The sequence below is a fragment of the Paracoccus sp. UBA5162 genome, from assembly GCF_002413585.1.
GTDB lineage: Bacteria > Pseudomonadota > Alphaproteobacteria > Rhodobacterales > Rhodobacteraceae > Paracoccus.
Window position 1 is genome coordinate 28,802 of the sequence record NZ_DHXG01000075.1, and the last position, 20,352, is coordinate 49,153.

At 68.3% G+C, this 20,352-nt stretch carries 19 protein-coding genes; 11 read left to right on the forward strand and 8 right to left on the reverse strand.

The window, feature by feature from the left end:
- From B4A72_RS11790 to B4A72_RS11815, 6 genes are all read left to right on the forward strand, one after another.
- The coding region (locus tag B4A72_RS11790; RefSeq protein ID WP_292978671.1) for a SulP family inorganic anion transporter at positions 1-1,294 on the forward strand (1,294 nt) is incomplete at its 5' end.
- Between the two features lie 13 nt (positions 1,295-1,307).
- A complete protein-coding gene (locus B4A72_RS11795; protein WP_292950822.1) occupies positions 1,308-2,162 on the forward strand; it encodes a universal stress protein in 855 nt (284 codons plus the stop codon).
- 202 nt (positions 2,163-2,364) lie between these two features.
- Entirely contained in the window at positions 2,365-2,886 is a 522-nt protein-coding gene (locus tag B4A72_RS11800) for a YHS domain-containing (seleno)protein (RefSeq protein ID WP_292950879.1), read from the forward strand.
- A gap of 46 nt (positions 2,887-2,932) precedes the next feature.
- Positions 2,933-3,448, forward strand: coding sequence for a hypothetical protein (locus tag B4A72_RS11805; RefSeq protein ID WP_292950820.1), 516 nt, complete (start codon positions 2,933-2,935; stop codon positions 3,446-3,448).
- A gap of 44 nt (positions 3,449-3,492) precedes the next feature.
- Positions 3,493-4,743 carry a CaiB/BaiF CoA transferase family protein gene (locus B4A72_RS11810; protein WP_292978673.1) on the forward strand — a complete coding sequence of 417 codons (1,251 nt, stop codon included), beginning with the start codon at positions 3,493-3,495 and terminating at the stop codon, positions 4,741-4,743.
- Entirely contained in the window at positions 4,740-6,353 is a 1,614-nt protein-coding gene (locus tag B4A72_RS11815) for a thiamine pyrophosphate-binding protein (RefSeq protein ID WP_292950816.1), read from the forward strand. The genes B4A72_RS11810 and B4A72_RS11815 overlap by 4 nt, the downstream gene beginning before the upstream one ends.
- On the opposite strand, the gene B4A72_RS11820 is transcribed toward B4A72_RS11815, so the two are convergent.
- Positions 6,335-7,483 (reverse strand): YeeE/YedE family protein, encoded by a 1,149-nt coding sequence (locus tag B4A72_RS11820; protein WP_292950814.1) that lies wholly within the window; start codon positions 7,481-7,483, stop codon positions 6,335-6,337. The two genes, B4A72_RS11815 and B4A72_RS11820, sit on opposite strands and share 19 nt — an antisense overlap.
- Positions 7,484-7,673: 190 nt before the next feature.
- On the opposite strand from B4A72_RS11820, the gene B4A72_RS11825 reads away from it, so the two are divergent.
- Genes B4A72_RS11825 through B4A72_RS11835 form a run of 3 tightly spaced genes read left to right on the forward strand, consistent with a single transcriptional unit; the run spans position 7,674 to position 11,231 of the window.
- Positions 7,674-9,011, forward strand: a complete 1,338-nt coding sequence (locus tag B4A72_RS11825) for a tetratricopeptide repeat protein (RefSeq protein WP_292978683.1) — start codon at positions 7,674-7,676, stop codon at positions 9,009-9,011.
- Positions 9,012-9,060: 49 nt separating this feature from the next.
- Positions 9,061-10,374 carry an OpgC family protein gene (locus B4A72_RS11830; RefSeq protein ID WP_292950812.1) on the forward strand — a complete coding sequence of 438 codons (1,314 nt, stop codon included), beginning with the start codon at positions 9,061-9,063 and terminating at the stop codon, positions 10,372-10,374.
- Positions 10,371-11,231, forward strand: a complete 861-nt coding sequence (locus tag B4A72_RS11835) for an alpha/beta hydrolase family esterase (protein ID WP_292978675.1) — start codon at positions 10,371-10,373, stop codon at positions 11,229-11,231. The genes B4A72_RS11830 and B4A72_RS11835 overlap by 4 nt, the downstream gene beginning before the upstream one ends.
- A gap of 198 nt (positions 11,232-11,429) precedes the next feature.
- Here the strand turns inward: B4A72_RS11835 and B4A72_RS11840 are convergent, their stop codons facing one another.
- From B4A72_RS11840 to B4A72_RS11870, 7 genes are all read right to left on the reverse strand, one after another.
- On the reverse strand, positions 11,430-12,284 hold the full coding sequence (locus B4A72_RS11840; protein ID WP_292950808.1) for an SMP-30/gluconolactonase/LRE family protein: 855 nt from the start codon (positions 12,282-12,284) through the stop codon (positions 11,430-11,432).
- Positions 12,281-12,889, reverse strand: coding sequence for a 2-dehydro-3-deoxy-6-phosphogalactonate aldolase (locus B4A72_RS11845; protein WP_292950806.1), 609 nt, complete (start codon positions 12,887-12,889; stop codon positions 12,281-12,283). The genes B4A72_RS11840 and B4A72_RS11845 overlap by 4 nt, the downstream gene beginning before the upstream one ends.
- Entirely contained in the window at positions 12,886-13,794 is a 909-nt protein-coding gene (locus tag B4A72_RS11850; RefSeq protein WP_292950804.1) for a 2-dehydro-3-deoxygalactonokinase, read from the reverse strand. The genes B4A72_RS11845 and B4A72_RS11850 overlap by 4 nt, the downstream gene beginning before the upstream one ends.
- Complete coding sequence (locus B4A72_RS11855; protein WP_292950802.1) at positions 13,791-15,863, reverse strand: alpha-galactosidase; 2,073 nt, start codon at positions 15,861-15,863, stop codon at positions 13,791-13,793. The genes B4A72_RS11850 and B4A72_RS11855 overlap by 4 nt, the downstream gene beginning before the upstream one ends.
- A complete protein-coding gene (locus B4A72_RS11860; RefSeq protein ID WP_292950800.1) occupies positions 15,863-16,708 on the reverse strand; it encodes a carbohydrate ABC transporter permease in 846 nt (281 codons plus the stop codon). The genes B4A72_RS11855 and B4A72_RS11860 overlap by 1 nt, the downstream gene beginning before the upstream one ends.
- A gap of 1 nt (position 16,709) precedes the next feature.
- Complete coding sequence (locus B4A72_RS11865) at positions 16,710-17,639, reverse strand: carbohydrate ABC transporter permease (RefSeq protein WP_292950798.1); 930 nt, start codon at positions 17,637-17,639, stop codon at positions 16,710-16,712.
- A gap of 76 nt (positions 17,640-17,715) precedes the next feature.
- Entirely contained in the window at positions 17,716-18,951 is a 1,236-nt protein-coding gene (locus B4A72_RS11870; protein WP_292950796.1) for an ABC transporter substrate-binding protein, read from the reverse strand.
- A 126-nt stretch (positions 18,952-19,077) separates the two neighbouring features.
- On the opposite strand from B4A72_RS11870, the gene B4A72_RS11875 reads away from it, so the two are divergent.
- On the forward strand, positions 19,078-19,881 hold the full coding sequence (locus B4A72_RS11875) for an IclR family transcriptional regulator (protein ID WP_292950794.1): 804 nt from the start codon (positions 19,078-19,080) through the stop codon (positions 19,879-19,881).
- Positions 19,882-19,915: 34 nt separating this feature from the next.
- The coding region (locus tag B4A72_RS11880) for an ABC transporter ATP-binding protein (protein WP_292978677.1) at positions 19,916-20,352 on the forward strand (437 nt) is incomplete at its 3' end.

Genomic DNA, 20,352 nt, shown 5'->3' on the forward strand with positions numbered 1-20,352 from the left:
CATGATCTCGGCGGCAACGGCGGCCACGGCGGTGCTGATGGTGACGCTGGTCCGCGACCACGGGTTGCAATATCTTCTTGCCGCGACGGTTCTGGCCGGTCTGATACAGATCGGTTGCGGGGCTTTGAAACTGGGTTTCGTCATGCGCTATGTGTCGAAATCGGTGATGACAGGATTTGTCAACGCGCTGGCGATCCTGATCTTTCTGGCGCAACTGCCTGAACTGGACCCGCGCCAGGTGCCCTGGCCGACCTTTCCGCTGGTCGCAGCGGGGCTGGCGATCATCTACCTGTTCCCGCTCATCACGCGCGCGATCCCCTCGCCGCTGGTCACGATCATCGTGCTGACCGGGTTGAGCCTGATCTTCGGATGGGAGGTGCGGACCGTCGGCGACATGGGCGCTCTTCCCGACACGCTGCCGGTCTTCCTGCTGCCGGACGTGCCGCTGAACGTGGAAACGCTGCGAATCATCCTGCCCTATTCGGTCGCCGTCGCGGTGGTCGGGCTGCTGGAAAGCCTGATGACGCAGAATCTGGTGGACGAGCTGACCGACACCCGGTCCAACCGCAATCAGGAATGTATCGGTCAGGGGCTTGCCAACACCGCGACCGGCTTCATCGGCGGCATGGCGGGCTGCGCGATGATCGGGCAGTCGATGATCAACGTGAAATCGGGCGGGCGCGGGCGGCTGTCATGTTTCGTCGCCGGCGTATTCCTGCTGATCCTGGTCACCGGCCTTGGCGATCTGGTCAGCCGGATTCCGATGCCGGCGCTGGTCGCGATCATGATCATGGTGTCGATCGGCACCTTCTCGTGGTCGTCGATCCGCAACCTGGGCACCCATCCCAGGTCATCCTCGGCCGTGATGCTGGCGACGGTGGCCACGGTCGTCTACACCCACAACCTCGCCATCGGCGTGCTGGTCGGCGTGTTGCTGTCGGGCATCTTCTTTGCCGCCAAGATCGCGCAATTGTTCCGCGTGTCCTCGACGATCTCGGCCGACGGACGCAAGCGGGTCTACAAGATCGAGGGTCAGCTTTTCTACGGCTCGGTCGAGGATTTCATGGCGGCCTTCGATTTCCACGAGGCTCTGGACCGGGTGGTGATCGACGTCAGCCGCGCCCATATCTGGGACATCAGTTCGGTCCAGGCGCTGGACATGGCGATCCTGAAATTTCGCCGTGACGGGGCCGAGGTCGATCTGGTCGGGCTGAACCGGGCGTCCGAGACCATCGTCGACAAGCTGGCGATCCACGACAAGCCCGGCGCGATGGACAAGCTGGCCGCACATTGAGGAGACGCTTCCGATGACCAACCCGATCGTGGCGCTGATCGACGGCTCGAGCTATGCGGCCTCGGTCTGCGAACATGCGGCCTGGGTTTCGGCCCGGACCGGCGCGCCGGTGGACCTGCTGCACGTCCTTGGCCGCCGCGAGGGGGCCGTTCCGCAGGATCTGTCCGGCGCGATCCGGCTGGGTGCGCGGACCCGGCTGCTCGAGGAACTGGCCGAACTGGATGCGCAGCGGTCGAAACTGGCGACGCGGCAGGGCCGGGCCATGCTGGAGGATGCGGCCGAACTGGCCCGCCAGAGTGGCGCGACCGAGGTCCGGACCCGCCTGCTGCACGGCGACCTGATCGAAACCGTCGCCAAGCTGGAGCCCGAGGCCCGCGCCATCGTCATCGGCAAGCGCGGTGTGGCGGCGGATTTCGCCAAGGGTCACCTGGGCTCGAATCTGGAACGGATCGCGCGGGTCAGCCGCAAGCCGGTTCTGGTTGCCTCGCGCGCCTTCCGACCCATCGCCCGCACGATAATCGCCTTCGACGGCGGCGATTCGGCGATGAAGGCTGTCCGCCATGTCGCCGACAGTCCGCTGTATCGCGACCTGGCGATCAGCCTGATCACGGTGTCCGAACCCGGCCCCGCCGCCCAGGCCCGGATCGAGGCTGCTCAGGCCGTGCTGGAAGACGCGGGCCGGAAGGCCGAGGCGCGCTTCGTCCGGGGCGAGCCCGAAACCGCATTGCCGCAGATCATCGCCGATGAGGAATTCGATCTGCTGGTCATGGGCGCCTATGGCCACAGCCGCATCCGCAGCCTGATGATCGGCTCGACCACCACCCAGATGATCCGATCGTGCAAGGTGCCCGTCGTGCTCTACCGCTGATGCGGGCGCTTTCCAGAGCCGTGTCCGAGAATGCAGATCTTCTGCGCGACAGCGCGGGATTTGCTGCGCAATCCGCCTGTCCTTCGAAAAAGCGCCGTCGCGTGCCGTAACGTCCGGGGTCCGGCCCGCGTAATGGCGGATATGGCGGTCGGCGAAAGCGACCGCGCCATTCCGGAGGTGCCGCATGAAACCGATCCATCTGATGGCCGCGCTGGTCCTGATGCTGACGCCCCTGATGCTGAAGCCGGCGGCGGCCCTTGCCGGCGAGCAATATGTGGACGCGACGGGACTTGCCGTTTCGGGCTATGATGTCGTGGCCTACCGCGATCTGGAACAGGTGCCGGCGGGCCGGCCCCAGCCCCGGGCCGTGCCAGGGCGCCGCGACATCACCGCCGAATACAACGGTGCCGTCTTCGCCTTTGCCACAGCCGCCAACCGCGACCGGTTCCTGACCGACCCGGCCCGCTACGCGCCCCGATATGACGGACATTGCGCCTATGGCGTCGCCAGGGGCAACAAGGTTCCGGGCAACCCCGATCTGTGGCGCATCGTCGATGACAGGCTGTATCTGAACATCACCCCGGACGTCGCCGGGCTCTGGCAGGCGGACATCCCCGGCAACATCGCCATCGCCGAGGAAAACTGGCCGGCGATCGAGCCCGCGAAAGCCTCGGACCGCGCGATACCCGATTTCACCCCCGATGAGCCGCAGGCAGGTCGGTAACCGCTGTCCGCGCCCTTCGCAGCGCAGCACAGGAAAGGACAAGACCATGACCATGCCCGACATCCAGACCGTCACCGGCGACACCGGAACCGGTTGGCCGCCGCTGAACGCCCGCACCCTGGGGATGATGATGATCGCGGGCGTGGTGGCCACCATGGCCTTCGACCTGTGGGGCCAATTGATCAGTCCGGGACTGGGTCTGGCGGCGTTGTCGCCGCACGGGCTGGCCAAAAGCCTGCTGGGCCGTCTGGGCCTGCCCAATGGCGATTTCGCGGGATATTTCGTGCATTTCTACGGCGTCGGACTGCTGGGCTATCCGATCGGCTGGCTGTTCGTGTTCCGCCCGGTCTGGAACGCCGTCACCGGCGGCCGGGGCGGGGCGCTGCTGGCCTCGGCCGTCTACGGATTCGGGCTGTGGGTCTTTGCCATCGGCGGCATCACCGCGATTGCCGGGCTGCCCTTCTTCCTGAACTTCACCGGGATCACCTGGGTTGCGCTGGTCGGCCACGTCCTTTACGGCATCGTGCTGGTTGCGGTGATGCGGCTGATGCAGCGGGCCTGAACGGGCCGCGCGGATGCCGCCATCAGGGTGGGGGAGATCTGCCGATGTCGTCTGAAGCTCCGCTGGACGGGATCACGGTTCTGGACATGTCGCGGATCCTGGCGGGGCCGACGGCCACTCAGGCGCTGGCCGATCTGGGCGCCGAGGTGATCAAGATCGAACGCCCCGGCATGGGTGATGACACCCGCAAATGGGGTCCGCCCTTCGTCACCGGCGCGGATGGCACGGCAACCGGCGAAAGCGCCTATTACCTTTGCGCCAATCGCGGCAAGCAATCGGTCGCCATCGACATCGCCACGCCCGAGGGCCAGGCGCTGATCGGGCGGCTGGCCGAACGCGCCGACATCCTGGTCGAGAACCTCAAGACCGGCGACATGGCGCGCTACGGGCTGGATTTCGCCAGCCTGTCGCGGCGCAATCCACGGCTGATCTATTGTTCCATCACCGGCTTCGGCCAGACCGGGCCGAACGCGGCGCGGGCGGGATACGATTTCCTGATCCAGGGCGAGGCCGGGATCATGAGCCTGACCGGCGAGGCCGATGGCCGGCCACTGAAGGTGGGCGTCGGCGTGGCCGATGTGATGTGCGGCATGTATGCGCTCAGCGGCATTCTGGCGGCCTTGCAGGCCCGCCACCGCACCGGGCGCGGCCAGCATATCGACCTGAGCCTGTTCGACACGCAGGTGGCCTGGCTGATCAACCAGGGCGTCGGCTATCTGACCGACGGAAAGGTGCCGCCGCGGCGCGGCAACGACCATCCGACCATCGTGCCCTATGGCAGCTTTCCGGCTTCTGACGGGGATTTCATCCTGGCGGTGGGCAATGACGCGCAGTTCCGCCGCTTTGCCGCCGAGGCGGGCGATCCCGCCATGGCCGAGGATCCGCGCTTTGCCACCAACACCGCCCGCGTGACCCATCGCGACCAGCTGATTCCGCGGATCGAGGCGCTGACCCGGATCCGCAGCCGGGCCGACTGGCTGGACAGGATGGCGTCGATCGGCGTGCCCTGCGGGCCGGTGAACGACCTGCGGCAGGTCTTCGAAGGTCCGCAGGTTGCCGCGCGCGAGATGCGCATCAGCCTGCCGCATCCGCTGGCGGGCGCCGGCGCGGTCGAGCTGATCGGCAATCCGCTGAAATTCAGCGACACGCCGGTCCGCTATGGCAACGCACCGCCGCTGTTGGGCCAGCACACGGCCGAGGTTCTGGGCCGGCATCTGGATCTGGACGCCGAGGAACTGCGCGATCTGGAAGCGTCCGGGGCGATCGGGCTGCCCTCGCCCGCATCAGCGCCGTGACCGGACCCGCGACAGGCGCCGACATCATCGGCGCGGCCCTGGCCGGGGCGGGCGCCAGCCGCGCCTTCGGCGTGCCGGGCGGCGAGGTCCTGGCCCTGATCGAGGCGCTGGACCGCGCGGGCGTGGGCTTCACGCTGGTCCGGCACGAGAATGCCGGCGGCTTCTTCGCCGAGGGGCATTGGCACATGACCGGCGATCTGCCGGTGCTGGTGGCGACCCTGGGGCCCGGGGTCGCCAATGCGGTCAATGTCATCGCCAACGCGATGCAGGACCGGGTGCCGCTGATCGTTCTGACCGGCTGCGTCGATGCCGCCGAGGCCGAAAGCTATACCCATCAGGTCCTCGATCATCAGGCGCTGCTGCGTCCGGTGGTCAAGGCCAGCTTTCGCCTGCATCAGGGTGCGGTGGGCGCGGTGATCGCCAAGGCCATCGCCATCGCGACCAGCGGCCAGCCCGGCCCGGTTCATGTCGATGTGCCCATCGGCGTGGCCGAGAACCCCGGCGACGAGGCCCGAGCCGCAACGATTCCGCCCGCCCGCCCCGGCCTGCCGGATGCATCCTCGCTGGCGCGGGCGCAGGCTGCGCTGGCGGGGGCGATGCGGCCGCTGATGATCGCCGGGGTCGATGCGGTGAACGAAGGCGCGGGCCCGACCATTGCCGATTTCTGCCGCGCCCACGGCGTGCCGCTGATCACCAGCTACAAGGGCAAGGGCCTGATGGACGAGGCCGATCCGCTGTCGCTGGGCGGGGCCGGGCTGTCGCCGCGCGCCGACCGGGTGCTGATGCCGCTGATCGCACAGGCCGATGTGATCGTGATGGCCGGCTATGACCCGATCGAGATGCGGGCCGGCTGGCGCGACCCCTGGCGGCCCGACCAGACCGCGATCGAGATCACCCCGGTCGCGCGCGGCCACGGGATGCACCGCATCGACGAATTGCTGATCGGTGCCATCGCACCGACGCTGGCCGCGCTGCGCCACGACGTGGCCACGCCACGCTGGCCTGACGGGGCGCCGGGACAGGCGCGCAGGGCGCTGGAGCGCGCCTTCGATCCGCCGCCGGGCTGGGGGCCGCATCGGGCGTTCCAAAGGCTGCGGCAGCTGCTGCCACCCGAAACGGTGGTGACGGCGGATTCGGGCGCGCACCGGATTCTCGCCAGCCAGATCTGGACCTGTCCGGCGCCGCGGCTGATGCTGCAATCCAGCGCGCTTTGCACCATGGCCTGCGCGCTGCCGCTGGCGGCGGGGGCGAAACTGGGCCGGCCGGATACGCCGGTTCTGGCGATCCTGGGCGATGGCGGGCTGGAGATGGGCGCCGGCGACCTGGCCAGCCTGCGCGATCTGGGCCTGCCGGTGATCCTGTGCGTGCTGGTCGATGGCAGCCTGTCGCTGATCGAGATGAAACAGCGCGCCAGCCAGCGCGGCAATCTGGGCGTCGATTTCGCGGGCCGGACCGATTTTCCGGCGCTGGCCCGTGCCTTTGGCGGCCATGGCGCCTGGATCGAGGACGAAGACACGCTGGAGGTCCAGACCCGCGCCGCGCTGGACCGCGACCATTTCAGCCTGCTGGCGCTGCGGATCGGGCCGCGCGCCTATGACGGCGCGTTCTGAACCCGCGCATCGCCCCGCCTGCCCGGCAGCCGCCATCGCAGCATCAGCGCATAGCCCGCAAAGGCCGCCACCGCCCAAACCCAGCCATGCAGGCTGCCCGAGGTGACGCCGCCCATCAGCGCGCCGATATTGCAGCCCGAGGACAACCGCGCACCATAGCCCATCGCCAGCCCGCCCAGTGCCGCGGTGGCGACCTCCCGCCCCGAGACGGTCCAGACCGGACGGAACCGCCCCGCCAGCGAGGCCGCCGCCATCGCCCCCGCGATCAATGCGAGATTGGTGACCGATGTGGCATGGGCCAGCACCGGCTGCGTCAGCTGCGCGCGCCGCCCGCCCGACCAATAGGGCCAGTCCGCGACCGAAAACCCCAGGGCCTGATAGATCTTGGCCCCCCACAGCGCGAAAGCCTCGGTCACGCCCCAGGGCCGGTGCAGGCTCAGAAACATGCCCAGGGCCGCGATGGCCAGGACCAGCGCCCCGAACCAGGCCGGCCAGGGGCCTCGCAGCAGGCGGAACGGCGGCACGGACCGTGACGCCGGGATGGGGCGGCTGCGCTCGGGCAGGCGGCTGAGCCAGGCCAGCGCGGCGCAAAGGCCCAGGCTGATGGCAATGGCGCCGGGGGTGCCGAAGGTTGCCGGCAGCGACAATGCCGGCAGGCGCGGCAGCGACAGCCAGAACGGCACATGGGCGGTGCCCAGCAGCGATCCGGCGATGAAGAAGGCCAGAGTCACGAGCATCCGCGTATTGCCGCCCCCCGCCACAAACAGGGTCCCCGAGGCGCAGCTGCCCGCCAGCGCCATGCCGATGCCGAAGATCGCGGCCCCCGCCAGGAACCCGACCCCGACCGGCACGACCCAGCCCGAGGCGCCGCCGAGGGCAATCAGCGTCAGGCTGACCGGCAGGATCAGCGCCAGAAGCAGCACCTGCGCGCGGACGCCGCTGCCGTCGCCCTGTGTCAGACAGCGCCGCCAGCCTCCGGCAAAGCCGAAGGCTGCGTGATAGAAGGCAAAGCCGCCCAGAAACCCGGCCAGCGCCGCGCCCATGCCCGCGGCCCGCCCCATCATCGCCTGCGAAGCCAGCAGCGCGGCCAGCGCCAGGATGGACAGCAGAAGTGGGGTCTTGTTGGGCATGGCGCCTGTCCCCCGGGGGGCGGCTTCTTGCCGCCGTCCGCAAGTGGTTCGCCCCCTGTATGACAAAAACTGTAACATTCCGGCGGCGGTGTTCGTATAGAACCCCGGATGCGGTGTCATGCAAAGGGGTTGCCGGGCCTCAGGCGCCAGCCACGCGCGATTTTGATCACAGGAGGCCAGCATGGCATCGATGACGGACCTGTCGGGAATGGACGTCACGACCGACGCGCGGCTGGTGCCGCTGTGGGATCGCGTGATCCGCGGCATCCTGTCCCATTCAGCCGCCACCGGAGACGATCTGAACGCGGTAATCGCGGCCGACGGCGACTTTGCGCTGGCCCAGGCGATCCGGGGCCTGTCCTGCCTGATGCTGGGCCGTGCCGAGATGACGCAGACCGCCCACGAGGCAATGGCGCGGGCGCGGACCGCCGCCCGACGCCGCCCGCCGACCCCGCGCGAGGCGGGCTATGTCGCGGCGCTGGAACTTTGGCTGTCGGGCCGGCCCTCGGCCGCCGCCGCGCGGGTCCAGCAGATCCTGGACGACCATCCGCGCGACGCGCTGGCGATGAAGCTGGTCCACGCGATCCATTTCATCATGGGCCGCCCGCAGGCGATGCGCCGCTCGGTCGAGGCGGTGCTGCCACACTGGGACGATCACCCGGCGCGCGGCTATCTGCTGGGCTGCCATGCCTTCACGCTGGAAGAGACCGGCGAATACGCCGCCGCCGAGGCGGCCGGAAAGCACGGGGTGGACCTGGCTCCGGACGATGCCTGGGGGCTGCACGCGGTGGCCCATGTCCATGACAGCACGGGACGCGCGCGCGAGGGGCTGGATTGGCTGACGGGACGCGAATCGTCCTGGGCGCATTGCAACAATTTCCGCTTCCATGTCTGGTGGCACCGGGCGCTGATGTATCTGGATCTGGGCGATTTCGACGCCGCGCTGGATCTGTACGACCGCGAGGTCCGGTCCGAGCGGACCGACGATTACCGCGACATCTCGAACGCGGCCTCGCTGCTGTCGCGGCTGGAGATCGAGGGCGTCGATGTCGGCCGCCGCTGGGACGAACTGGCCGATCTGTCCGAGAAACGTTCCGGCGATGGCAGCCTGGCCTTCGCCGACCTGCATTATCTGCTGTCGCTGATCGGCGGCGGGCGCGACGAGGCCGCGGCCGGGCTGGTCGCGCGCATGGCCAGCGCCCGTGCGAGCGAGGGCGAGGCGGCGGCGATTCTTGCCGATCCGGGGCAGCGGATCGCGGCCGGCCTCCAGGCCTTCGGCAGCGGCAGCTACGCACGCGCCTGGCTGAACCTGCGCGGCGCCGCGCCGGAATTGCAACGGATCGGCGGCAGCCATGCGCAGCGCGACGTGTTCACCCGGCTGACGATCGAATCGGCGCTTCTGGGCGGCTATACGGATGCGGCCGAACAGATGCTGCACGAACGCCGCCGATTGCGCGGAGGCTTCGAGGACGGCTATACCCGGCGCAGGCTGGATCTGCTGAACGCCGCGCGCGAACGGGCGGTCTGACCGCGCCGCCGCCGCCCGGCCATCCGACATCCGACGGAGAATCCCGACCATGACCGCCCCGCCGCCTGCCGCTGCCATCCAGCCCGCCGCCCGGCCCGCCACCCCGTCCGCGGGTTCCGCCGATGCCGACCGTTCGCAGGCGCTGGCCCTGTCCGGCACGCCGGCCAGGGCGCGCGATCCACGGCTGGATTTCTTTCGCGGCCTCGGGATGTATATCATCCTGATCGCCCATATCCCCGGCAATCCCTGGACCCTGTGGATTCCCGCCCGTTTCGGTTTTTCGGACGCGACCGAGATCTTTGTCTTCTCGTCGGGCATGGCCTCGGCCATGGCCTTCGGCGCGGTTTTCGCCCGGGCCGGGATGGCACTGGGCGCATTGCGTGTCGCACACCGGGTCTGGCAGGTCTATTGGGCCCATATCGGGGTTTTCGTGGTCACGCTGTTCTGCATGGTGGCGCTGAACATGACCGGCTGGTTCGAAAGGGATTACGTCGGCGCGCTGAACCTTTATCCGTTCCTGAACGATCCGGGGCCGAATCTGGTCGGGTTGCTGACGCTGACCTATGTGCCCAATTACTTCGACATCCTGCCGATGTATCTGGTCATCCTGGCGCTGATCCCCGTGATCATCGGGCTGGCGCGGATTCACGTCGCGCTGGCAATGGCGGCCTCGGTGGCGCTGTGGATGGCGGGTTCGCTCAAGGGGGTCGGACTGCCGGCGGAATTGTGGTTCCAGCCCCCCAGCGACCGGCAATGGTTCTTTGACCCCTTCGCCTGGCAGCTCGTGTTCTTTACCGGCTTTGCCTTCATGTCGGGCTGGCTGCCCGCGCCGCCTGTCAGGGGCTGGCTGATCGCGCTGGCCATCGTTGTGATCGTGGCGACGGTTCCCTTTGCCTGGTTCCGGATCATCGGCGTCTCGGATTTCGTGCGCGAGTGGCGCGACGAGTGGAAAATCCTGATCGACAAGACCCATTTCGGGCTGCTGCGCTATGTCCATTTCCTGGCGCTGGCCTATCTGGCCTGGATCGCGGCCGGGCCGGGCGGCGCAAGGCTGTCTGGCGGGCGGTTCCGAAACGGGATCGTCGGCGTCGTGCGCAAGGTCGGGCAGCAATCGCTGGCGGTGTTCATGTCGTCGATGGTGCTGGCGCGGCTGCTGGGGGTGATGCTGGATCTGCTGGGCCGGAACCTGGCCAGCGTGGCGCTGGTCAACCTGCTGGGGGCCGCGATCATCACCGCCATCGCCTATTTCGTCGGCTATCTGAAGCGGCAGCCCTGGCGGCAGCCGGCGGGGAAGACCGCGCCGGCCAGGGTTCAGGCCGGCGGGCATGGCGCCGGCGCCGCTATCGCGGCGGCGCGGCCATGATCCGGCGGCAGATCGGGCTGCTGATTTCGCTGGTGATGCTGGCGCTGGCGCTGCCGGGTCTGGCGCGGGCCGGATGCGCCGACCGGAAGGCGGCCTGCCAGGTTCAGGCGGGCGCGGTTTCAGGCAGCTATCATCTGGTCCTGCCCGGGGGCGAGGCGCCGCCCGGTGGCTGGCCGGCGGTGGTGATGCTGCATGGCTGGGGCAGTGACGGATCCGGGATCCTGGCCATGTCCGGGGTGGTTCGCGAGCTGACCGGGCGCGGCTATGCGGTAATCGCCCCGGATGGCAGCCCGCGCGAGGGGCGCGACGGGCGGCAATGGCTGTTTCCGCGCCAGGGGCGCGCGGCTGGCCGTGACGAGGGCGCGTTCCTGCGCGCCGTGGCCAACGATGCCGCCCGCCGCCAGGGCCTGAACCGGGCGCGGATGGTTCTCGCGGGATTTTCGGTCGGCGGCTCGATGGTCAGTTACGTGGCCTGCGACACGCCCGGCAGTTTCGCCGCCTATGCCCCGGTCGGCGGCAGTTTCTGGCGACCGATGCCGCGCGCCTGCGCCGGTCCGGTGCGGCTGTTCCACACCCATGGCTGGCGCGACGGCACCGTCCCGCTGGAGGGTCGCGCGGTCGGTGGCGGCACGGCGGTGCAGGGCGATGTCTTCGCCGCCATGGCGATCTGGCGCGCGGCGAACCGCTGCCCGCGCAGCCAGCCCGACGGTTTCGCGGGCGATCCGTCGTTCCAGATCCGGCGGTGGAGCGATTGCGCGCCCGGCGCATCGCTGGTCCTCGCGCTGCATCCGGGCGGCCATGTGTTGCCGAAGGGCTGGGCGACGGCGATGCTGGACTGGTTCGAGGCCGGGCCGTGACCGACCGGCCCTGATCGCGCGGGCGGACAGGACGGACCAGCCGATGCCGTCGCCGGATGTCGTGCCGGTGCCTGCCTGGATGCCGTGGCAACCGATCCTGCGCAGCACCTGCCGGACCGGTTCCTGTTGCAGGCGGCGCGCCGGACCGGGACCGGCTGCGATTGCCACCGCCCGATCGGACGACGCCCCGCGCGGCGTTCAGCGGCCCAGCAGCAGTGCGGGCTCGGCGCGGCCTGCGATTCCGGCGGGCGCCTGATAGACACAGCCCTGCCCCGCATCCGGTGCCTCGATTCCCTGCCGCGCGGTGGTGACGAACAGGGTCGCGAAATCCGGCCCGCCGAACGCGGGACAGGATGCGTGCCGCCCGCCCACCGCGATGGCCCGATCGAAGCTGCCATCGGGGCGATAGCGGGCCACGCGCCCGGCGCCCCACTGCGCGTTCCAGACCCCGCCCTGGGCATCGGTCTGGGCGCCGTCGGGGTTCAGTCCTTCCGCGGCAAGATCGGCGAAGACTTCGGGCGCGCCATCGGGCCAGCCCTGCGCATCCAGCGCGACCGTCATGATCCGGCCGGTCGGGGTATCGGCGAAATAGGCGCGGCGTCCATCCGGGGCGAAACAGATCGCATTGGGGATGGTGATCGCGGTGAACAGCGGCGCGACCGCCCCCCGGTAATAGCGATAGATCGCCCCCGCCCCCGGTTCGGCCCGCTTGCCCATGGTCGAGACCCAGAACCCGCCCATCGGATCGGCCCGTCCGTCATTGCAGCGCGTCGCAGCGTTGTCGGCCTCGATTCCGGCCAGCGGCTCGTGCGCGCCGCTGGCGATGTCGAAAAGCCGCAGCCCGGTCTCGGTTGAAATCGCCAGCGTGTCGGCATCGACCCAGGCGGCGGCGGCGGCCATCTGGCCGATCGGCCATTCCCGCGCGCCCTGCGCGTCGCGGCTGAGCAGCCGTCCGTCGAGGATGTCGAACCAGAACAGCTGACCGCGCAGCGGGTGCCACAAAGGTCCTTCGCCCAGAAAACAGGCGCGGCCATCAAGGATCCCCGCCGTCATGCCGCGCACGCCCCGTCAAAGCGGGCTATCAGCTCGCGCGCCCTCGCGGCGACGGTCGCGGCGCTGTCGCCGGGCTTGTAGAGCGCCGATCCGATCCCGTATCCGGCGGCACCGGCGCGGTGCCAATCGGCCATGTTGTCGGCCGAGACGCCGCCCACCGCGAACAGCGGCACCTCCGGCGGCAGCACGGCGCGCATTGCGCGCAGTCCCGCCGGGCCGATCAATTCGCCGGGAAACAGCTTCAGACCGTCCGCCCCTGCGGCCAGCGCGGCAAAAGCCTCGGTCGGGGTCATCACGCCGGGAAAGCTGTCCATCCCGGCGGCCTTGCTGGCCGCGATCACCGCCGGATCGCAATTGGGCGAGACGATCAGCCGCGCGCCGGTCGCGGCCACCTCGCGCACCTGACCGGGGGTCAGCACCGTGCCCGCGCCGATCAGCGCATCCGACCCGTAGGCCGTGACCATGCGGGCGATGCTGTCCAGCGGTTCGGGCGAGTTCAGCGGCACCTCGATCCGGGTCACGCCCGCCTCGATCAGTGCCCCGGCCACGGGCAGCGCCTCGGTCGGGGTGATTCCGCGCAGGATGGCGATCAGGGGGCGGCTCATGGCTGGGCTCCGGTGTCATGGGAAATTTCCAGGCTGTGGCGCGCGGCAAAAAGCCCGGCGAGGGTCAGATATTCGGCGTCATGGACGGTGGCGGCGATCCCGCGGGTCGCCAGCGCCCGGGCATAAAGGGGGCTGAGCACGCGGCTGCCGATCAGCGCCACCGTTCGGCCCGCCCACAGATCGCGCGTCGCGGCCAGTTCCCAGCCGATCAGCAGCCCGGACAGACGCGAGGCAGCGGTCGCGGGGGCGAGATCGTTCAGCAATGCCCCGGCCCGCAGACCGAACAGCGCGCCATAGGCCGCGGCCGGATCGGTCAGCGCCGCCTGACAGGCCGCGTCGAAGGCGGCCATGTCGTCACCTCCCGCGCCCAGCATGTGCCGCAGGATCGAACGATGGGCGAGCAGATCGAAGATCTCGCCGGTCATGCAGCTGCGGAAACAGGCAACGCGCCCGCCCGCAATCGTGACCCATTTGGTATGGGTCCCCGGCAGGCAGACCGCTCCGTCGAAATCCGGATCGCGCAGGCTCAGGCCGGCAATCTGGGTTTCCTCGCCGCGCATCACGTCGGGCGGGCTGTCCTGACGCAGGCCGCAGGCGATGAAGACCGGCCGCGCGGCGTGCCCCGGCACCCTGACCAGCCGCGGCCGCGCCGGACAGGGCACCGGCGTATAGGGCGCCTCGAACCAGCCCTGGCGCGCGCCGACCATGCCGCAGGCGACGACCGGGGCCACCCCCCATCCCCGCAGCGCCGATTCCAGCACCGGGCCGAATTCCGAGGGCGCCAGACGGCCCATCCCCTGATCCGAGACACGGCGATCCAGCACCCGGTCGCCATTCATGGCCCACAGCCGCAGATGCGTCGTGCCCCAATCGGCGGCGATCCAGTCGGGGTTGGCGTGGCTCATGCCCTTTCTCCTTCGATCACCCGGATCCGCTGTGGAAAGGTCCATGGCAGGGTGACGCCGCGCCGCATCAGCGCCTGACCGCTGGCCGTGACCGGCCCGGCCTTCAGCGCCGGCAGCCCGCGCGAAAGCCGCGTGCCCTGCCCGGTATCAAGCAAGCGCAGCCGATAGCGGGCATCCGGCTGCAGCCCGGCCAGCCGCAGCGGCCGGGGCAGGATCGGCGCCGAACTGGCCATCTGCGCGGCGAAGGCCACGAAGCGGCGGCCGTCGCGGGCCAGTTGCATTTCGGCCAGAACGGCCGGATCGGCGCTGTCCAGCCGCAGGATATCGGCCTCCATCCGCCAGTCGCGACCCGCCTTCCACCACGCGGTCACGTCGCGCAGCACCCGCGCCTCGTCATCGGTCAGTTCGCGCGGGTCCATCTCGAATCCCATGTGCCGCTGGGCCGCGGTCCAGGCGCGGGTGTGGATGTCGATCTCGCGCCCCGACGTGTGGCAGATGCGGGGGCCGACATGGCTGCCGGTGACGCAGGCGGGCAGGAACAGCGCTGCGTCGTGCTGGATGCGCAGCCGTTCCAGCGCGTCATTGCTGTCCGACAGCCAGACCCGTGCGGCGCGTTCGAGAATGCCGAAATCGATCCGCCCCCCGCCCGAGGCGCAGCTTTCGAATTCGACGCCCGGATGGGCCGCACGCAGCCGGTCCAGCACGTCATAAAGTCCGCGCGCCTGCGCCGCGTCCGTATGCGGCAGCACCCGGTTATGATCCCATTTCACATAGCCGATCGCGTGAGCCGAAAGAACGGCGTCGACGGCTGCGAAAAGATGGTCGCGGACCACGGGCCGCGACAGGTCCAGCACGCATTGGCCGCGGCCCTCGATCTGATCCCCGGCCCCGAGGATCCAGTCGGGATGGGCGCGCGCCAGTTCGCTGTCGCGGTTGGCCATCTCGGGTTCGAACCAGAGGCCGAAATCCATGCCCAGCCCGCGCACATGCGCGATCAGCGGACCCAGCCCGTCGGGATACTTGCGCGGATCGACCTGCCAGTCTCCGAGGCTGGTCGTGTCGTCGTCGCGCCGGCCGAACCAGCCGTCATCCAGCACGAATCGTTCCGCGCCAAGCGCGGCGGCGCGGCTGGCGATGTCTTTCAGCGCGGCCAGATCGTGATCGAAATAGACTGCCTCCCAGCAATTATAGTGGACCGGGCGCGGGCGGGCCTGCGGCGCGCGGGCGCGCAGATACCGCTGGAACGCCACCGCGCAGCCGTTCGAGCCCTGATCCGAAAAGGCCGCGTAAAGCGTCGCGGTGCGAAAATGCCGTCCCGGCCCCGGCTCGGCGCCCGAAGCGTGGCCGAACTGGATCTGGCGGCGGCCGTCTGGCAATTCCTCGGCCAGCATCCGGTGCCCGCCCGACCAGGCGTAATGGAAGGCGCGGGTCTCGCCCGTGGTCTTGGCGGCGCCGCGGTCGGGCAGGATCAGGCCGGGGAAATGTTCGTGCCCGGTGCGGCCGGTATGATTGTCGCGCACGCGCTGGCCGGGGCGCCAGGCTGACGTCGCGATCTGGAATTCGCCGCACCAGCGGCCGGAAATTTCCAGCATCTCGTCGGCCAGTTGCGGGCCCGGAAAGACCGGCGCGGCCAGCCAGTGCAGGATGATCGGCCGATCGCTGTCGATTTCGGCCTGCGCCGCGACCAGACCTGTATCCGCGTCCAGCGCAAAGCTGGCGCGATAGCCGATGCCGGTGGCCGCGCAACGATAGGACAGCGCCAGCCGCCCTTCGGCCGTCTCGTCGCCCTGAAGGCGGAAGGCGGGGCGCAGCGGGCGGCCCTGTAGATCGCGCGCGATCAGCCCCGGCTCGCCCGGGAAGCTTTGCGAGGCTTCCGGGCAGATCGACAATTCGGGCAGCCGATCCAGCATCCCGCCGGTGACATCGGCCAACCCCGAGCGGGCCAGCGCCGCCAGATCCTCGTCCGGCGGCAGGGGCGCGCCCCAATAGACGATCTCGGGCAGGCGGGCGTCGCGGCTGGCCAGGACCAGGCTTTGCCGCGCATCGTCCAGCGACCAGGTTCGGATCATTACTTCACCGCCCCCAGCGTCAGCCCCGCGATGAAGTGTTTCTGCATCAGAAAGAACATCGCCACCGGCGGCAATGCGGCCAGGATCGATCCGGCCGAAACCAGTTGCCAGGCCGCCACCCATTGCCCGTTCAGCGATTGCAGTCCGGCGGTGATCGGCTGCGTGCCGGCCCCGGTCGTCAGCACCGTTGCCCAGAAATAATCGTTCCAGATGAAGGTGAAGACCAGCACCGACAGGGCCGCGATGGCGGGCCGCACCAGCGGCAGCACGACATGCCAGAAGATCTGCCATTCGCTGACGCCCTCGACGCGGGCGGCCTCGATCAGTTCGCGCGGCAGCGCCTTGATGAAATTGCGCATGAACAGCGTGCAGAACCCGGTCTGGAAGGCAATGTGGAACAGCGCCAGCCCGGTAATGGTATTGTATAATCCCATCGTCACCGTCAGGTCGCGCACCGGAACCATCAGGATCTGGAAGGGCACGAAATTGCCCGCCACGAAGAGGAAGAAGACGATCAGGTTGCCCCTGAACCTGTAGACCGCCAGCGCATAGCCGGTCAGGCAGGACAGCGCCACCGCCCCGATCACCGTCGGGATCGTCACCCGGAAAGAATTCAGCATGTAGCTGGCGAAGGGCGAATTGCGGAACACGTCGAGATAGTTCGAAAACGCCAGGTAGGACGGCACCCCGAAATAATTGCCCTGCGCCAGATCGCTTGAGGGACGGACCGAGGTCAGGGCCACGCCCAGCAGCGGCAGAAGCCACAGGATCAGCATCACCGGCAATGCGATCTGGTAGGTGGTCCGCGCGGCCGGGCTCATGGACTGGACGGGTCTGGGAAACATCTCAAAGCCCCTTTTCGTCGCGCCACATCTTCCAGATGAAGCCCGAGATGAAGATCATCATGATCGCGAACAGGACCACCGCGATGGCCGCGCCGTATCCCATGCGATAGCCGTATTCCGACAGCGCCTGTTCATACATGTAGAAGGACAGCACCCGCGACGATCCGAACGGTCCGCCATCAGTCATGATCGACACCAGATCGAAGCTGCGCAGGGCGCCGATGACGGTCACCACGACGGCGATGAAGGTCGCTGGCCGAAGCTGCGGCAGCACCACGTACCACAGCATCTTCAGCCCCTTGGCGCCGTCCAGCCGGGCGGCCTCGATCTGGTCGGGGGCGACCGCGTTCAGGCCGGTCAGATACAGGATCATGCAATAGGCGATCTGCGGCCAAAGACCTGCGGCGATGATGCCGTAGGTCACGGTATCGGGGTTGGCAAGCACCGCCACGCCCTCGCCGCCGAACCATTTCGTCATCTCGAAGAACAGCCCGAAACCGGGCGCGTAGAACCACGAGAAGATCAGGCCGACCACGACCTGCGAAATCACGAAGGGAAAGAAGAACAGCGATTTGTAGATGCGGATGCCGCGCACGGTCTGGTTCAGAAACAGCGCAATGGCCAGGCCGGCCGGGATCGCCAGCATGTACAGGACCAGCCAGATCACGTTGTTCTTGAGGCTGGTGTAGAAGGCCGGATCGCCCCACAGCTCGGCATAGTTGGAAAGCCCCGTCCAGACCTTCGGGCTGAGCCCGTCCCAGTCGAAGAACGAGATCCGGATCGACTGGCCGATCGGGATGATGACATAGACCAGGAACATGATCGCGCCGGGGGCCAGGAACAGCCAGGGCGCCAGCTTGCGCCCCAGCCTGCGGCGGCGCGGCGCGGGCGGGCCATTTGGCGGCAGCGCGGCGGCGGGCGAGACGGTCATCGTCGCACTCCTCGGATCAGGAAGGGGGGAAAGGCGGGCGGCACCCGGTTCCGGGAACCGCCCGCCACGCGCAGGATCAGTTCTTGTAGACGCGCTGGCGGACCGATTCGAGCCGTTCCAGGATCGCGTCCAGACGGTCGGGATAGGCCATGAATTCCTGGAATCCCTCCATCCCGGCCTTGGCCATCTGCGCTGGCGCGTCGCGGTCGAAGAACTGGGCGATGCCGCCCTCGGCGGTGGACAGCACCTCGAAGCCCTGTTTCAGGAACGGATCGTCCCCCACGGTCGAATTGACGTTGATCGGCAACTGGCCCAGCGTTTCGTTCATCGCGGTCTGCACATCGGCGCGCGCCACATAGGCCAGGAATTTCTTGGCATCCTCGACGTTCTTGGCGCCTGCCGGGATGTGGATCGTGTCCGTCGGCGCCTCTTCGGCACGCGGGATGCCCGGCGTGATCTCGGGAAAGTCCATGAAGCCCAGCGTCTCGTCCGTCATCCCGCCATCGCGGAAGGTGGCGACGGCGAAATTGCCCATGACGTAGTTCGCGGCCTTGCCCTGCACGATGTTGGACACCGCGTCCTGCCAATCGATCGCGGCGACGTTGGGCGTGGTATAGGGCAAAACCCTGGCCCATTCGGCAAAGACCTTGCGCACGCGGTCGTCGGTCCAGGGAATCTCGCCGTTGGTCAGCTGCATGTGGAAATCGTAGCCGTTCGTGCGCAGGTTGAGATAGTCGAAGATTCCGGCGGCGGGCCACAGCGCCTTGGTCCCGGTGGTCAGGCAATCGATGCCGATTTCCTTGAACTTCTCGCAATTCGCGATGAAGTCGTCCCAGGTCTTGGGCACCTCGACGCCGGCCTGCTTGTAGACATCCTTGTTGTAGTAGATGCCCCACTGGTAATAGGTGTAGGGCACGCCCCATTGCTTGTCGTCGATGGTCATCGACGACAGCGCCGGCGCCAGCGATTCCTTCAGCCCGTTCTCCTCCCAGACATCCGAGACATCGGTGAACTGTCCGGCATTGACGAAGGGCGCCATGCGGTTGCCTGCATACCAGTTGGCCAGATCCGGGCTGTCGGCGGTCAGGAAGTTGCGGATCGCGGTCTTGTAGCCTTCGTGATCGAAGGTGTTGACCGTGACCTTCACATCGGGGTTTTCCTCCTCGAACCCCTTTACCAGTTGCTCGAAGGCGGCCTTGGGTGCCGGATCGGAGGCATCGGTGAACAGGGTCAGATCGCGTTGCTGGGCCATGGCGGGCAAGGCAAGCGCGGCCATCAGCGCCGTCAGCGCGGTGGTTCTTGGCATGGTCATTCGGGTCTCCTCCCCATTTTCGCCGGTAAAACAGCCAGCATCTTGTTTCACATGCTGGAACTTGATTTTACATATTGAAATGCTGCCGCGAATCTCTCATCCTGTCAACAGCCCTGAGGAGGAGTCATGAACAAGGCGATTGCGGCGCCCGACAGCACGGACGGCACGGTCGGGCGCACGCTGGCGGTGCTGGATCGCGTGGCCGAATTCGGCCGGCCGGTGCGCTTTGCCGAATTGCTGCCCGTATCCGGCCTGCCCAAGGCCACGCTGTACCGCTTTCTCCGGACCCTGACGAAGCAGGGGATGCTGGCCTTCGATGCCGATCGCCAGACCTATGCGCCGGGCCTGCGCCTGGTGCGGCTGGCTCATGCGGCCTGGTCGCAAAGCGCGCTGGCGCCGATCGCGGCGTGCCATCTGGACCAGCTTTCGCATCTTACCGGCGAGACGCTGCATCTGGCGCAGCTGGATCAGGGCATGGTGCTGTATGTGGACAAACGCAACGCCGCCCGCCCGGTCGAGATGTTCTCGCAATCGGGCAAGGTCGGGCCGGCCTATTGCACCGGCGTCGGCAAGGCGATGCTGGCCTTTCTGCCCGAACCCGCCCTGCGGGACGCGCTGGCCCGGCAAAGCTTTCACCGCTTCACCGACAAGACGCACAGGAATGCCGAAAGCCTCTGCGCCGAGCTGCGCGACATCCGCGCATGCGGCATCGCCTGGGACAACGAGGAACACGAACCCGGCATCCGCTGTATCGCCGCGCCGATCCTGTCGCCGCAGGGCCGGGTGCTGGGCGCGCTGTCGATCACCTCGGGCCAGCGCGCCGAACATGACCGGCTGGAACGCCACGTCCCGCTGATCCTGGACACGGCGGACAAGATTGCGAAAGCCGCCAGCGACTGGCGCTTTCCGGAACAGAAGCGGCCCGGCTGAAGGCGGGTTCGCGGAACAAGGGAGGACGGACCCCGTGAGCGGAGTCGGACTGGAAAAGATCGTCAAGAAATTCGGCGATGCCGAGGTCATCCACGGCGTCGATCTGCAGGTCGAGCCGGGCGAGTTCTGCGTCTTCGTCGGCCCTTCGGGCTGTGGCAAGTCCACGCTGCTGCGGATGATCGCCGGGCTGGAAGAGACGACGGGTGGTGCGATCCGCATCGGCGGACGCGACGTGACCGGCGCCGAGCCGGCCGATCGCGGCATCGCAATGGTGTTTCAGACCTATGCCCTCTATCCGCACATGACAGTGGCCGAAAACATGGGTTTCGGGCTGAAGATGAACGGCCATCCGCGGACCGAGATCGCCGCCAAGGTGCAGGAGGCGGCGCAGATCTTGAAGCTGGAACCGCTGCTGGATCGCAAGCCTGCGGCCTTGTCGGGCGGCCAGCGTCAGCGCGTCGCCATCGGCCG

Excerpts from the sequence above, each read along its gene's own strand:
- B4A72_RS11795 (WP_292950822.1), top strand. The coding sequence starts at position 1,308 with ATGACCAACCCGATCGTGGCGCTGATCGACGGCTCGAGCTATGCGGCC.
- B4A72_RS11800 (WP_292950879.1), top strand. The coding sequence starts at position 2,365 with ATGGCCGCGCTGGTCCTGATGCTGACGCCCCTGATGCTGAAGCCGGCG.
- B4A72_RS11805 (WP_292950820.1), top strand. The coding sequence starts at position 2,933 with ATGACCATGCCCGACATCCAGACCGTCACCGGCGACACCGGAACCGGT.
- B4A72_RS11810 (WP_292978673.1), top strand. The coding sequence starts at position 3,493 with ATGTCGTCTGAAGCTCCGCTGGACGGGATCACGGTTCTGGACATGTCG.
- B4A72_RS11820 (WP_292950814.1), bottom strand. The coding sequence starts at position 7,483 with ATGCCCAACAAGACCCCACTTCTGCTGTCCATCCTGGCGCTGGCCGCG.
- B4A72_RS11825 (WP_292978683.1), top strand. The coding sequence starts at position 7,674 with ATGACGGACCTGTCGGGAATGGACGTCACGACCGACGCGCGGCTGGTG.
- B4A72_RS11830 (WP_292950812.1), top strand. The coding sequence starts at position 9,061 with ATGACCGCCCCGCCGCCTGCCGCTGCCATCCAGCCCGCCGCCCGGCCC.
- B4A72_RS11835 (WP_292978675.1), top strand. The coding sequence starts at position 10,371 with ATGATCCGGCGGCAGATCGGGCTGCTGATTTCGCTGGTGATGCTGGCG.
- B4A72_RS11840 (WP_292950808.1), bottom strand. The coding sequence starts at position 12,284 with ATGACGGCGGGGATCCTTGATGGCCGCGCCTGTTTTCTGGGCGAAGGA.
- B4A72_RS11845 (WP_292950806.1), bottom strand. The coding sequence starts at position 12,889 with ATGAGCCGCCCCCTGATCGCCATCCTGCGCGGAATCACCCCGACCGAG.
- B4A72_RS11850 (WP_292950804.1), bottom strand. The coding sequence starts at position 13,794 with ATGAGCCACGCCAACCCCGACTGGATCGCCGCCGATTGGGGCACGACG.
- B4A72_RS11855 (WP_292950802.1), bottom strand. The coding sequence starts at position 15,863 with ATGATCCGAACCTGGTCGCTGGACGATGCGCGGCAAAGCCTGGTCCTG.
- B4A72_RS11860 (WP_292950800.1), bottom strand. The coding sequence starts at position 16,708 with ATGTTTCCCAGACCCGTCCAGTCCATGAGCCCGGCCGCGCGGACCACC.
- B4A72_RS11865 (WP_292950798.1), bottom strand. The coding sequence starts at position 17,639 with ATGACCGTCTCGCCCGCCGCCGCGCTGCCGCCAAATGGCCCGCCCGCG.
- B4A72_RS11870 (WP_292950796.1), bottom strand. The coding sequence starts at position 18,951 with ATGACCATGCCAAGAACCACCGCGCTGACGGCGCTGATGGCCGCGCTT.
- B4A72_RS11875 (WP_292950794.1), top strand. The coding sequence starts at position 19,078 with ATGAACAAGGCGATTGCGGCGCCCGACAGCACGGACGGCACGGTCGGG.